We start from the raw sequence: 12,583 nt of genomic DNA, 5'->3' as shown, positions 1-12,583 counted from the left end.
AAAGCCCGGTTCAGCGACCCCGACATGCAGACCCGACAGTTGGCGACGGCCGAACCCAACTAGAGAAGTCTAAATAGTCTAAACTCTCTAAAAGAAACTAAAGGAGCGTGGCCGTGGGCAACCCCTTCACCCCAACGTTCGGCGTGACACCACCGCTTCTCGTCGGCCGCGACGACGAGATCGCGACCGTCTTGGACGCACTCGATGATGGGATCGGCAGTCCGGGCAGGGCGACCCTGATCACAGGCGCCCGGGGGGCGGGAAAGACCGTGACCCTCAATGCGATCGAGGACGCCGCGACCCAACGGGGCTGGCTTGTGATCTCCGAGACCGCGCGCAAGGGTGTTGCAGCCGACCTCACGGCACATACGCTCCCCCGGCAGCTGCAGGACCGCGAAGGTGCCGTCGAGCACCGCATCACCGGCGGTGGGGTCTCGGCGGCGGGATTCGGCGGTAGCGTGACACGCGAGAAAATCGATCGTTACCCGCAGGCACCAACGTTCCGCTCCCAACTGCAAGATCTCACCGAAGCGCTCGCGTCGTCGCACGAGGGAGTCCTGCTCAGCCTCGACGAGGTACACCGTGACGCGCTCGACGACCTTCGGATCATCACCCAGGCCGTACAGCACGCTTTCCGGGAGGGCCGCCAGGTCGCATTCGTCGCAGCAGGCCTACCCAGCGCCGTCATGGACACCCTGCACGACCGGGCTATGACCTTTCTCCGTCGCGCCGAACGTCTCGAGCTTGGCCCAGTGCGTCACCAGGACGTTCGCCGTGCTCTCGAAGAACCCATCACGCAATCTGGTCGTACCATCACCGCCGACGCCCTTGCCACCGCGGTCACGGGCACCCGCGGCTACCCCTTTCTCATTCAGCTCGTCGGTCGCCAAATGTGGAACGTGGATCGCGACGCACCCGAGATCACCCAACAGCACGCCGCACAGGGTGTCGATAACGCAGTGAGAAGAGTCGGCCGCCTCGTCCACGAGCCCGCACTCGCCGATCTGTCCACGATCGACCGCAGCTTTCTCGCGGCCATGGCCATGGACGATGGCCCCTCCAAGATGAGCGACATTCGCACCAGGCTCGGCGTCGACACCAATTATGCGAGCCAGTATCGTCTACGCCTCATTGCCGCCGGCGTCATCACTCCGACCACGCGGGGAGCGGTCACCTTCACTCTGCCCTATCTGCGCGACTACCTCCGTGAACATGTCGCCGGAGCCACCTTCACGTGAGTGCTGGCACAAGCGGGGCGCATTCGCGCGTAGCCACGTGCCAGGAGAGGACGGTGGCTCAGCCTGCGGTCGGGGCCGAGGCCGCCGTCAGCGACTCGTCCACGTCTCCGGTCACGCCGCGGCGCACCGCCGCGCGGCCCAGCGTGAACACGTAGGCCAGGAACAGCAGCAGCGCCAGCACGCCGATCCCGACGCGCGCCCAGGTCGGCAGCGGTGACGGGGTCACGAAGGCCTCGATGAGGCCGGAGACGAGCAGCACGACCACCAGCCCGAGCGAGACCCCGGCCGCCGTGCGACCCTCCCTGCCCAGCGAGGCGAGCCGGGTCTGCGGGCCCGGGTCGACCCAGGCCCAGAACAGGCGCAGCCCCACGCCGGCGGCGACGAAGACCGCGGTCAGCTCCAGCAGCCCGTGCGGTGTGATCAGCCCCCAGAAGACGTCCGCCCTCCCGTGCTGGTGCATCAGCGAGCCGATGATGGCCACGTTGGCGATGTTCTGCCAGAGCACGTAGAGCACTGGGAGGCCGAGCACCCCCAGGGCGATGCATTGGGCCGCGACCCAGGCGTTGTTCACCCACACCTGGGTGGCGAAGCTACTGGCGGCGTGCTCGGAGTAGTAGGACTCGAACTGCACGTCGACCAGCTGCTGCACCTCGGCGGGGCTCAGCAGCGAGTTCTCCACGACGGGGTTGTGGTAGAGCCACGCCCCCAGGACGAACCCGACGAGCACGCTCAGGATCGCCGTCAACCCCCACCACCACCGCATCCGGTAGAGCGCGGCCGGGAAGTCCTCGACGAAGAAGCGGCCGACGCCCGCCCAGGACACCGTCCGAGTGCCCGCCGACTTCTGGCGGGCACCGGCGAGCACCGTCGACAGGTACGTCACCAGACCCGGGTCGGGGGCGGTGGAACGCACCGTCGACAGGTCGGTCGCGGCCCGCTGGTAGCCGTCGAGGAGCTCGTCGGCTTCCTGGCCGTCGAGGCGTCGCTGCCGGGACAGGTCGGCCAGCCGCTGCCACCCACCCTGTCTGCGCGACACCAGTGCGTCGAGGTCCACGCCCTCAGGATAGGCGCCGGGCCTGTGCCGCTCGGTACGCTGACCGCACCATGGCTACCCGGGGCATCTTCGAGCGCGACGGTTTCGTCACGTCCGAGGCCGTCGAGATCGACCTGCCCCCTGCCACCCTGCCGCTGCGGATGGCCTCGGGCACCCTCGACATCCTCATCGTCTTCGCCCTCCTGGCACTGGCGGTGTGGCTCGCCCCGTGGCAACTGGTCGGCAGCGACTTCGCCCTGGTTCAGGCCCTCGTCATCCTTATCGTGGTCGGCGCCTTCGTCGCGATCCCGGTCACCCTGGAGACCGTGACCCAGGGGCGCACGGTCGGCAAGTTGGCCCTCGGCCTGCGCACGGTGCGCGACGACACCGGACCGATCGGATTCCGCCACGCGCTGATCCGCGGGCTCACGGCCTGGGTCGAGATCTGGCTGACCCTGGGCAGCGTCGCGGTCCTCACCGCCGCCACCAACGACAAGGCCAAGCGGCTGGGCGACCTGCTCGCCGGCACCTACGTGGTGCGCGACCGGGCGCGGCTGCAGCTGCCCCCACCGCCGCCGATGCCCGACCTGCTCGTCGGCTGGGCACAGGGCGCCGACATCGGGGTGGTCCCCGACGGCCTCGCCGTCGCGGTGCGCCAGTTCCTCTCCCGCAGCGCGGACCTGCTGCCACAGGCCCGCGAGGCCACCGGCAGGGCCCTGTATGCCGACCTGTTGCGTCACGTCTCTCCCCCACCGCCGCAGGGTGCTCACCCGGAGGCGGTCATGTCGGCCGTCATGGCCGAGCGCCGACGGCGCGACATGATCCGCCTGGACCAGCACGACCGCCTCCGCGCCCGGGTGCTGGGCCCCGACCCGCTGGCGCGATGAAGGACCCGGACGGGACCACCCGGGGCAGCAGCGAGGAGGCCACCCGGACCCTCCTCGCCGAGCTCGGCACGGCGATGATCGCCACGGGGCAGCCGACCCACGAGATCGAGGGTGAGCTCGGGGCCCTGGCGGCGCGTCTGGGTCACCCCGACGCCCAGGTCGGCGCGGGTCCGACGAGCCTGACCGTGGCCCTGGGCACCGGGCAGCCGGCAACGTTCGAGAAGGTGACCTCCCCGCTGCGGCTGGAGCAGGCGTCCCAGGTCCGGCGGATCCGGCACCAACTGCACCACAAGCAGATCACCGGCCGCCAGGCGATGGCTCAGCTGGAGGCCCTGCGCAGGCTGCGGACCCGCTACCCGTCCTGGACCTCCACGCCGGCCCTGGTGCTGGTCGCGGTGGGTATTGCCGGCCTGCTCCAGCCGGGGTGGCCCAACCTGCTCGCCGTGGCGTTGGCGGCCCTGGCCGTGGACGGCCTGATGCGACTGGCCCGTCGCCACCGCCTGGTCGCGACGCTGCTGCCGACCCTGGCCGCCCTGGTGGTGGCGCTGCTCGTGCTATCGGTGGCTGAGGCGGGACTGTTGGACGGGGCGCTGCGCACCATCCTGCCGCCCATCGCCCCACTGCTCCCGGGCGCACTGATCGTCACCGGGATGTCGGAGCTGGCCGCGGGGCAGATGCAGGCCGGCTCCGCCCGGCTGGTGCACGGTGTCGTCCAGCTCGGCCTGTTCTGCCTGGGCATCCTCGCGGCCATGTACCTGCTGGGCCTGCCGGCCACCAGCCTGGCCAACGAACGGGTCGACGACCTGGGGTGGTGGGGCCCGGCCGTGGGGCTGGTGCTGATCGCCGTCGGGATCTGCCTGATGGAGGGCGTGGCGGCCCGGGAGATCCCGTGGGTGCTCGTCGTGCTGTTGCTGGCCTACGGGGCCCAGGTCCTGGGCCAGCACCTCGGCGGCCTCGCGCTGGGCGGGTTCCTGGGCGCGGTCGCCGCCAGTGTCGGCGCGACGCTGGTCGAGCTGGGGCGCCCCAACCTCGCCCGGCTGGTGCTCTTCCTCCCCGCCTTCTGGCTGTTGGTCCCCGGCAGTCTGGGACTGGTCGGCGTGAGCCAGTTGGTGGTGGACCCCGGGTCGGCCGTGGAGGTCGTCATGGGGGTGCTGGGCCTGATGGCAGCGATCGCGCTCGGGTTGCTCGTCGGGTCCGCGCTCGGCGACGCACTCCGGGGCAAGGTCCGTCCCGACTAGGCCACGCGGCTGCCCGGACCGTCAGCCGTCGTAGGCGGGCTTGACCACGTCCTCGATGATCGCCAACCGTTCGTCGAAGGGCAGGAACGCCGACTTCATCGCATTGACCGTGACGCGGCGCAGGTGCCCGAGCTCCCACCCCGCCTGGTCGACCAGCAGCCCCATCTCCCGGCTCATCGAGGTGCGGCTCATCAACCGGTTGTCGGTGTTCAGCGTGACCCGGAACCGGAGCCGGTCCAGCAGGGTGATCGGGTGGGCGGCGATGGTCGGCGCGGCGCCGGTCTGCAGGTTGCTGGACGGGCACATCTCCAACGGGATGCGGCGGTCCCGCACGTATGCCGCGAGGGCACCCAGGCGGACCGCCGCCAGCATGTCGTCGGTCCACTCGGCATACGGGGTGTCGATCTCGGTCACCGGCACCCCGTCGAGGGTGAGGTCGTCCACCAGTCGCACCCCGTGCCCGAGCCGCTCGGCGCCGCACCACTGGATGGCCTCCCAGATGCTGGGCAGGCCGAACGCCTCACCGGCGTGGATGGTGAAGTGGGCGTTCTCCCGGCGCAGGAACTCGAAGGCGTCCAGGTGCCGGCTGGGCGGGAACCCCGCCTCGGCGCCGGCGATGTCGAAGCCGGCGACGCCGTGCTCGAGGTGTCGCACGGTCAGCTCGGCGATCTCCCGGGACCGGGCGGCGTGACGCATCGCGGTGAGCAGGGTGCGGGCCACGATCGGCCGGCCCTGGCCTGCCATCTCCTCCATGCCCTCCCGGACACCGCGGTCCACCGCGAGCACCACCTCGTCCAGGTCCAGGCCACCCTCGAGGTGCTGCTCGGGGGCGTAGCGCAGCTCGGCGTAGACCACCCCGTCGGCGGCCAGGTCCAGGACCGACTCGCGCGCCACCCGGGTCAGGGCCTGCGGGGTCTGCATCACGGCGAGCACTTGCGCGAAGGTCTCGAGGTACCGCTCCAGCGACCCGGAGTCCGCGGACTCGGCGAACCAGTCCGCGAGGGCCGCCTCCTCGGTCGCGGGCAACTCGTCGTAGCCGACCTCGTCGGCCAGCTCGATGATGGTCTGCGGGCGCACTCCCCCGTCCAGGTGCTCGTGCAGCAGCGCCTTGGGTAGCGCCCTGATGAAGCCCTCGGTGAGCGGCACGCCCGCCGCCGTCTCAGCCGTCACGGCGCACCCCCTCCTCGCTGAAGGCGGGCACGCACACCGCGAGGTACTCCGCGCCCTCCTCGCCCGTGGAGTAGCGCACCCGCTCCCCCGCCCGGGACAGGATGGACTGCCCGGCGGTCACCGTCTCCGTGCCGGCGTCGTGCTCGACGAGCAGTTCCCCGGCGATCACGTAGGTGACCTCGTCGAAGTCCGGACGCTGGGCCGGTTCCTCCCAGCCGGCGGGCGCCACCATGTGGGCCACCGAGTAGTTGGGGTGCTCGGTGCTGGCCCTTCCGGCCAGCTCCTCGATCACCTTGCCACCGGGGACGGGGATGCGGACGGGTTCGAGTCGCAGGGGCATACGCGGAGTCTACGGCCGGATAGACTCCGGCAGGTGAGCACCGACACCGCAGCGGACACCGACGTCAGCGCCCGCGCCCGCGACGTCCTGGGGGTCTCCCGCCTGACCAACAGCGCGTTGTCCTCCTGGCTGCACGGCCTGCCCGGCGTCGACGAAGTGGGTGCCGAGGCCCGAGCAGCCTCGTTGGGCACCCGCTCCATCAAGACCTCGTCCAAGGCCTGGGCGATCGACACGGCGATCTCGATGATCGACCTGACCACCCTGGAGGGCGCCGACACCGCCGGCCGGGTCCGCGGCCTGTGCACCAAGGCACTGACCCCCGACCCCAGCGACCTGACCACGCCGCGGCCGGCAGCGGTCTGCGTCTACGGCGACATGGTCGCCACCGCGAAGGCAGCCCTGGGCAGCAGCGGCGTGCAGGTCGCGGCCGTGGCGACCGCCTTCCCGAGCGGCCGCGCCAGCGTCCCCGTCAAGCTGGCCGACACGGCCGACGCGGTGGCGGCCGGGGCCGACGAGATCGACATGGTGATCGACCGGGGTGCGTTCCTGTCCGGGGACTACCTGACCGTGTTCGACCAGATCGTGCAGGTGAAGCAGGCCTGCGGTGACGCCCGGCTCAAGGTCATCATGGAGACCGGCGAACTGGTCACCTACGACAACGTCCGGCGGGCGTCGTACCTGTCGATGCTGGCCGGCGGCGACTTCATCAAGACCTCCACCGGGAAGGTCCAGCCGGCGGCCACCCTGCCGGTCACCCTGATCATGCTCGAGGCGGTGCGCGACTGGCGCGAGCTGACGGGCGACCAGGTCGGGGTGAAGCCGGCCGGGGGCATCCGGACCAGCAAGGACGCGATCAAGTTCCTGGTGGCCGTCAACGAGATCGCCGGTGCGGCCTGGCTGGACCCGCACTGGTTCCGCTTCGGCGCCTCCAGCCTGCTCAACGACCTGCTGCTGCAGCGCCAGCGGATGCGGACCGGTGCCTACTCCGGGGCCGACTACATCGCCGACGACACCCCCAGCCTCTACTAGAGGCAGAAGAGCCGAGGACCCACGCAGATGGCAACGTTCGAGTACGCACCGGCGCCCGAGTCCCGGGCCGTCGTCGACCTCCAGAGCTCCTACGGGCTCTTCATCAACGGCGAGTTCGTCGACTCCGACGGTGGCTCCACCTTCAAGTCGATCAGCCCAGCCACCGAGGAGGTGCTGGCCGAGGTGACCGAGGCGAGCGCCGCCGACGTCGACAGCGCCGTCCGGGCCGCCCGTTCCGCATACAGCAGGGTGTGGTCCCGGATGAGCGGCGCCGACCGCGGCAAGTACCTCTTCCGGATCGCGCGCATCCTGCAGGAGCGGGCCCGGGAGTTCGCAGTGCTGGAGACGCTGGACAACGGCAAGCCGATCAAGGAGTCGCGCGACGTCGACGTCCCGATCGCGGCGGCGCATTTCTTCTACCACGCCGGGTGGGCCGACAAGCTGGAGTTCGCCTCGCTGGGCGGGGACCCCCGGCCCCACGGCGTGGTCGGGCAGGTCATCCCGTGGAACTTCCCGCTGCTCATGCTGGCCTGGAAGATCGCCCCGGCCCTGGCCACCGGCAACACGGTGGTCCTCAAGCCGGCCGAGACCACACCGCTGACCGCGTTGCTGTTCGCCGAGGTCTGCCAGCAGGCCGAGTTGCCGCCCGGCGTGGTCAACATCGTGACCGGCGCCGGTGACACGGGCCGGGCGCTGGTGGAGCACGAGGGCATCGACAAGGTGGCGTTCACCGGCTCGACCGCCGTCGGCAAGGCCATCGCCCGCGCCGTGGCCGGGACCCGGAAGAAGGCGACGCTGGAGCTGGGCGGCAAGGCGGCCAACATCGTCTTCGACGACGCCCCCGTCGACCAGGCCGTGGAGGGTGTGGTCAACGGCATCTTCTTCAACCAGGGCCACGTGTGCTGCGCGGGCTCGCGGCTGCTGGTCCAGGAGTCGGTCGCCGCAGAGTTCGAGCGCAAGCTCAAGCGGCGGCTGGAGACCCTGCGGGTCGGTGACCCCCTGGACAAGAACACCGACGTGGGAGCCATCAACTCCCGTGAGCAGCTGGACCGGATCAACGCCCTGGTCCAGGTCGGCGAGGAGGAGGGCGCCACCCGCTGGTCGCCCGACTGCGAGCTGCCGGCCCACGGCTTCTGGTTCCGGCCCACGGTGTTCACCGGTGTCAGCCAGACCAACCGGATCGCCCAGGAGGAGATCTTCGGCCCGGTCCTGTCCGTGCTCACCTTCCGCACCCCGCAGGAGGCGGTCGCCAAGGCCAACAACACCCCCTACGGGTTGTCCGCCGGGATCTGGACCGAGAAGGGGTCCCGGATCCTGTGGATGGCCGACCAGCTCAAGGCGGGCGTGGTGTGGGCCAACACGTTCAACAAGTTCGACCCGACCAGCCCGTTCGGCGGCTACAAGGAGTCGGGGTACGGCCGGGAGGGCGGGCGCCACGGCCTGGCCGCCTACGTCAAGACGGGAGCCGACGCGTGAGCCGGGTGGATGTGCGCAAGACCTACAAGCTCTACATCGGGGGTAAGTTCCCCCGCAGCGAGTCCGGGCGCAGCTACGAGGTGTTCTCGACGGGGCGCTCCCCCGCGTTCCTGGCCAACGCCGCCCAGGGGTCCCGCAAGGACGCCCGCGATGCGGTGAAGGCCGCCCGCGGTGCCCTGTCCGGCTGGTCTGGCGCCACGGCATACAACCGTGGGCAGGTGCTCTACCGCGTCGCCGAGGTGATGGAGTCCCGCCGTGCCCAGTTCGTCGCCGAGGTGCAGGCCGCGGAGGGGCTCACCGCGGCCAAGGCCGAGGCCAACGTCTCCGCCGCCATTGACCGGTGGGTCTGGTATGCGGGGTGGTCCGACAAGTACGCCCAGGTCCTGGGCGGGTTGAACCCGGTCGCCGGGCCGTTCTTCAACATCTCGGCGCCCGAGCCCACCGGTGTCGTGGCCGTGCTGGCCCCGCAGCAGTCCTCGCTGCTCGGCCTGGTGTCGGTGGTCGCGCCGGTCGTGGTCTCGGGCAACACCGCGGTCGTGCTGGCCTCGCAGGACCGCCCGGTCCCGGCGATCACCCTGGCCGAGGCGCTGGCCACGTCGGACGTCCCCGGGGGCGTGGTCAACCTGATCACCGGGCACACCGCCGAGGTGGCCCCCTGGCTCGCCTCGCACCGCGACGTCAACGCGATCGACCTCACCGGTGCCGCCGGGGTGGAGGGCCTGTCCTGGGGCGACCTGGAGGAGGCTGCCGCGGAGAACCTCAAGCGGGTGCTGCGCCCGGCCGGCACCGGGGTCACCGCGGTCGAGCCTGACTTCGCCCCCGTGCCGGACCTGCACCGGCTCGAGGCCTTCCTGGAGACCAAGACCGTCTGGCACCCGAAGGGGCGCTGACCACCACCGACGGTCAGGCGTCGGTCAGGCGGAGACCCGGTCGATCACCAGGGGTCCGGGCGCTGCGGAGCCGTCGGCAATGTCCCACGCCCCATCGAGGGCCTCGGCGGCACGGGTGAACCGCTCCGGGGTGTCCGTATGCAGTGTCAGGAGTGGTTGCCCTGCCCGCACCTGGTCTCCCGGCTTGGCGTGCAGCTCTACGCCGGCTCCTGCCTGGACGGGGTCTTCCTTGCGTGCGCGGCCCGCGCCGAGGCGCCACGCGGCGACCCCGACGGCCAGGGCGTCCAGCCTGCTCAGGACACCGTCGGCATCCGCCGTCACCACCTGGGTCTCGCGGGCCGTGGGCAGCGGTGCATCCGGGTCGCCGCCCTGCGCCGCGATCATCCGTCGCCACACGTCCATCGCCCGCCCGTCGGCGAGCGCGTCGGCCGGGTCGACGTCGGTCACCCCGGCTGCCTGGAGCATCTCCCGGGCCAGCGTGACGGTGAGCTCCACGACGTCCGCAGGACCTCCCCCGGCCAGCACCTCGACGCTCTCGCGAACCTCCAGGGCGTTGCCGGCCGTGAGCCCCAGGGGGGTGCCCATGTCCGTGAGCAGGGCGACGGTGGTCACGCCCGCATCGGTGCCCAGCTCCACCATGGTGCGGGCGAGCTCACCCGCCTGGGCGGCGTCCTTCATGAACGCCCCGGAGCCGACCTTGACGTCGAGCACCAGCGCCCCGGTGCCCTCGGCGATCTTCTTGCTCATGATCGAGGAGGCGATGAGCGGGATCGCCTCGACGGTCCCGGTGACGTCCCGCAGCGCGTAGAGCCGCTTGTCGGCGGGGGCCAGCCCGGCGCCGGCGGCACAGATCACGGCCCCGACCTCCTCCAACTGGGTCATCATCGCCTCGTTGCTCAGCTCGGCCTGCCAGCCCGAGACGGCCTCCAGCTTGTCCAGGGTCCCGCCCGTGTGGCCCAGCCCGCGTCCAGAGAGTTGCGGCACGGCGACGCCGCAGGCCGCGACCAGGGGCGCCAGGGGCAGCGTGATCTTGTCACCGACCCCACCCGTCGAGTGCTTGTCGGCCGTGGGGCGGGACAACCCGCCGAAGTCCATCCGCTCGCCCGAGGCGATCATCGCCGCGGTCCAGTCGCCGATCTCGCGGCGGTCCATCCCGTTGAGCAGGATGGCCATGGCCAGGGCGGACATCTGCTCGTCCGCCACGACCTCGCGGGTGTAGGCATCGATCACCCAGGCAATCTGCTCGCTGCTCAGCTGCTGCCGGTCCCGCTTGGCGCGGATGATGTCAACCGTGTCGAAGGCTTCGCTCATGGCCTCATCCTGCCAGGCTCTGTGCGATCCTGGGCCGGTGAATGTCGCCCAAACCCTTGCCCTCGTCGTCCCCGCTGTCCAGGAGTTCAAGCGCCGCTCGATGACCCGGGCCGACGGGGAGCAGACGATGTTCCCCGCGGTCGTCGCCCTGCGCGAGGACCGGGTCCTGTGCGTGGTCACCGCCCCCCGGATGGAGATGGCCCTGGCCTGCGCCCCCACCCTCGCCATCGGCCTGGGTGCCCAGTCCCTGGTGCTGGCGGCGCAGGTGAGCCTCCCCGAACGGGAGGCCACCCCGGAGCAGGAGGCACAGCAGGCGGGGCCGGCGCTGGCCTACACCACGATGTCGCGGGAGCGGCAGGCGGCCATGGCGGTGCAGCGCTTCGACGTGGGCGCCGACGGGGAGCTGCTCTTCGGCCGCCCCACCAAGGGCACTCCCTCCGACAGGTCGGTCATGGACGCCCTGGCGGCAGCCATGTCGGCGTCCCCGCTCGACCCGGCCACGGTCGTGGACAAGCAGCGTTCGACGGCCGAGGGCAGCAAGGTCTACCTCCCGGCGGAGCGCGGGCGACACGTGCTCGATGCCAGCACGGCCACCGCGGTGCACAGCAAGGTGAAGGACGCGGCCGGGACGGTGCTCTTCCTCGCCGGGTCAGGAACACACGCCACCGCGCTCCTGGCGCACGGGATGCCTCAGGGTCTGCTGCTCGGGCACGGGTCCGACGCCTGATCACGCGCTGACCCGCTGCGGTGGCCGCTGCCGGCACGGTGCGACCGGTCCGGCACCGTGCGCGTCGCCTGCCGTCAGTCGGTCTCGCCCTGGTCGGCGGGCAGCCGCTCCTCTGGTGGCGGCACCCCGCCCTTCCATCCCTGGGCGGTGCAGACGCAGACCTCGTTGCCCTCGGGGTCGGCCAGCACCCACCAGGCCGGGGCGTGCTCGTCCGATACGAGGCGTCCGCCGGCCCGGACCGCCTCGGCGACCCGCGACCTCGCCAGCTCGTGCGGCAGCGTGATGTCCAGATGGATCCGGTTGCGGCCCATCCTGGGCTGGTCCATCGGCTGCAGCCACAGGGCCGGCTGTCGGTCCGAGGGGTCGACGAGGACCAGGCCCTCCAGGCGGCGTCCCAGGACGGCGGCCCAGAACCGCCGGACCGCGTGGCCGTCGACGGCATCGACCGCGATCTCCAGCTCCGAGACCTGATCGGGCCGGGGCACCGACCCCACGGCGGCGGCAGCCCCGCTCACCAGACGTGCGAACTCGGCATCGCGACCGGTGACCAGACGCGTGCTCCTGCTCGTCGTGCGGACCACCACGTGACCGGGCCGCAGGTCGACGTCCGGAGGGTGGTCCAGCATGCGCGAGACGTCCTCGATCGCCCGGACCAGGGCCACGGCCCCGGCGAAGTCCCCCGTGTCGAAGCGGGCCACGAGCCCGGCCACGAGGAACCGCCAGTCCTGCAGCGTCGGGTCCCGGGCCACGTCTGCGGCCCTGACCGGTGTGTCAAGGTCGTCCATCCCCAGAGCCTGACAGACGCGCGTGACGGACCGCTCGCGGCGGTCCCCTGATCAGCGCACCGCGTCGAGGGCCTCTGGCCCGAACGCCTGCGGCAGCACCCGGTCCATGGTGAGCTCGCCCTCGGGGGTGAGCAGCCGACACTCGGCGCCGCCGTGCTCCCAGATCAGCTGCCGACAGCGCCCGCACGGCATGATCACCTCGCCGTTGCGATTGACGCAGACGACGGCCACGAGCCGACCGCCACCACCGGCGACCAAGTCGGAGACCAGGCCGCACTCGGCGCACAGGGTGACGCCGTAGCCGGCGTTCTCCACGTTGCACCCCGCCACGACCCTGCCGTCGTCGACCAGCCCGGCTGCGCCCACCGGGTAGTCGGAGTAGGGGACGTAGGCACGGGTGGCGACCTCGACCGCCCGGGCCCGCAGGGCCTCCCAGTCGGGAGTGTGGTCCTGGGCCAT

The 12,583-nt window shown here is 71.4% G+C and carries 13 protein-coding genes; 7 read left to right on the top strand and 6 right to left on the bottom strand.

The features are described 5' to 3' along the window. The first annotated feature begins 113 nt into the window (after positions 1 to 113). Entirely contained in the window at positions 114 to 1,238 is a 1,125-nt protein-coding gene (locus AC1QRC_RS07600; RefSeq protein ID WP_484206172.1) for an ATP-binding protein, read from the top strand. A gap of 58 nt (positions 1,239 to 1,296) precedes the next feature. On the opposite strand, the gene AC1QRC_RS07595 is transcribed toward AC1QRC_RS07600, so the two are convergent. Next, entirely contained in the window at positions 1,297 to 2,292 is a 996-nt protein-coding gene (locus AC1QRC_RS07595; RefSeq protein WP_484206171.1) for a stage II sporulation protein M, read from the bottom strand. 50 nt (positions 2,293 to 2,342) lie between these two features. On the opposite strand from AC1QRC_RS07595, the gene AC1QRC_RS07590 reads away from it, so the two are divergent. Together AC1QRC_RS07590 and AC1QRC_RS07585 are read left to right on the top strand one after the other, a co-directional pair. Next, positions 2,343 to 3,158 carry an RDD family protein gene (locus AC1QRC_RS07590; RefSeq protein WP_484206170.1) on the top strand — a complete coding sequence of 272 codons (816 nt, stop codon included), beginning with the start codon at positions 2,343 to 2,345 and terminating at the stop codon, positions 3,156 to 3,158. Beyond that, complete coding sequence (locus AC1QRC_RS07585; RefSeq protein ID WP_484206169.1) at positions 3,155 to 4,396, top strand: threonine/serine exporter family protein; 1,242 nt, start codon at positions 3,155 to 3,157, stop codon at positions 4,394 to 4,396. The genes AC1QRC_RS07590 and AC1QRC_RS07585 overlap by 4 nt, the downstream gene beginning before the upstream one ends. Before the next feature lie 21 nt (positions 4,397 to 4,417). Here the strand turns inward: AC1QRC_RS07585 and AC1QRC_RS07580 are convergent, their stop codons facing one another. Together AC1QRC_RS07580 and AC1QRC_RS07575 are read right to left on the bottom strand one after the other, a co-directional pair. After that, the gene (locus tag AC1QRC_RS07580; RefSeq protein ID WP_484206168.1) at positions 4,418 to 5,566 is read right to left on the bottom strand and encodes an adenosine deaminase; all 1,149 of its coding nucleotides are present in this window, start codon (positions 5,564 to 5,566) and stop codon (positions 4,418 to 4,420) included. Beyond that, positions 5,556 to 5,906, bottom strand: a complete 351-nt coding sequence (locus tag AC1QRC_RS07575; protein WP_484206167.1) for a cupin domain-containing protein — start codon at positions 5,904 to 5,906, stop codon at positions 5,556 to 5,558. The genes AC1QRC_RS07580 and AC1QRC_RS07575 overlap by 11 nt, the downstream gene beginning before the upstream one ends. Before the next feature lie 33 nt (positions 5,907 to 5,939). On the opposite strand from AC1QRC_RS07575, the gene deoC reads away from it, so the two are divergent. Genes deoC through AC1QRC_RS07560 form a run of 3 tightly spaced genes read left to right on the top strand, consistent with a single transcriptional unit; the run spans position 5,940 to position 9,301 of the window. Beyond that, on the top strand, positions 5,940 to 6,935 hold the full coding sequence (gene deoC, locus AC1QRC_RS07570; RefSeq protein WP_484206166.1) for a deoxyribose-phosphate aldolase: 996 nt from the start codon (positions 5,940 to 5,942) through the stop codon (positions 6,933 to 6,935). A 27-nt stretch (positions 6,936 to 6,962) separates the two neighbouring features. Further along, a complete protein-coding gene (locus tag AC1QRC_RS07565) occupies positions 6,963 to 8,411 on the top strand; it encodes an aldehyde dehydrogenase family protein (protein ID WP_484206165.1) in 1,449 nt (482 codons plus the stop codon). Then, positions 8,408 to 9,301, top strand: coding sequence for an aldehyde dehydrogenase family protein (locus AC1QRC_RS07560; protein WP_484206164.1), 894 nt, complete (start codon positions 8,408 to 8,410; stop codon positions 9,299 to 9,301). The genes AC1QRC_RS07565 and AC1QRC_RS07560 overlap by 4 nt, the downstream gene beginning before the upstream one ends. A gap of 24 nt (positions 9,302 to 9,325) precedes the next feature. Here AC1QRC_RS07560 and AC1QRC_RS07555 read toward each other — a convergent pair whose 3' ends face one another. Further along, entirely contained in the window at positions 9,326 to 10,612 is a 1,287-nt protein-coding gene (locus AC1QRC_RS07555; protein WP_484206163.1) for a thymidine phosphorylase, read from the bottom strand. A 37-nt stretch (positions 10,613 to 10,649) separates the two neighbouring features. Between AC1QRC_RS07555 and AC1QRC_RS07550 the strand changes: the two genes are divergently transcribed. Further along, positions 10,650 to 11,339 (top strand): hypothetical protein, encoded by a 690-nt coding sequence (locus tag AC1QRC_RS07550; protein WP_484206162.1) that lies wholly within the window; start codon positions 10,650 to 10,652, stop codon positions 11,337 to 11,339. A 74-nt stretch (positions 11,340 to 11,413) separates the two neighbouring features. On the opposite strand, the gene AC1QRC_RS07545 is transcribed toward AC1QRC_RS07550, so the two are convergent. Together AC1QRC_RS07545 and AC1QRC_RS07540 are read right to left on the bottom strand one after the other, a co-directional pair. Then, positions 11,414 to 12,124, bottom strand: coding sequence for a VOC family protein (locus AC1QRC_RS07545; RefSeq protein ID WP_484206161.1), 711 nt, complete (start codon positions 12,122 to 12,124; stop codon positions 11,414 to 11,416). A 51-nt stretch (positions 12,125 to 12,175) separates the two neighbouring features. Beyond that, positions 12,176 to 12,583 (bottom strand): cytidine deaminase, encoded by a 408-nt coding sequence (locus tag AC1QRC_RS07540; RefSeq protein WP_484206160.1) that lies wholly within the window; start codon positions 12,581 to 12,583, stop codon positions 12,176 to 12,178.

The organism is Ornithinicoccus sp., from assembly GCF_057176825.1.
This window is presented reverse-complemented; position numbering and strand designations above follow the sequence as displayed.

Excerpts from the sequence above, each read along its gene's own strand:
- AC1QRC_RS07590 (WP_484206170.1), top strand. The coding sequence starts at position 2,343 with ATGGCTACCCGGGGCATCTTCGAGCGCGACGGTTTCGTCACGTCCGAG.
- AC1QRC_RS07585 (WP_484206169.1), top strand. The coding sequence starts at position 3,155 with ATGAAGGACCCGGACGGGACCACCCGGGGCAGCAGCGAGGAGGCCACC.
- AC1QRC_RS07575 (WP_484206167.1), bottom strand. The coding sequence starts at position 5,906 with ATGCCCCTGCGACTCGAACCCGTCCGCATCCCCGTCCCCGGTGGCAAG.
- AC1QRC_RS07565 (WP_484206165.1), top strand. The coding sequence starts at position 6,963 with ATGGCAACGTTCGAGTACGCACCGGCGCCCGAGTCCCGGGCCGTCGTC.
- AC1QRC_RS07555 (WP_484206163.1), bottom strand. The coding sequence starts at position 10,612 with ATGAGCGAAGCCTTCGACACGGTTGACATCATCCGCGCCAAGCGGGAC.
- AC1QRC_RS07545 (WP_484206161.1), bottom strand. The coding sequence starts at position 12,124 with ATGGACGACCTTGACACACCGGTCAGGGCCGCAGACGTGGCCCGGGAC.
- AC1QRC_RS07540 (WP_484206160.1), bottom strand. The coding sequence starts at position 12,583 with ATGGCCCAGGACCACACTCCCGACTGGGAGGCCCTGCGGGCCCGGGCG.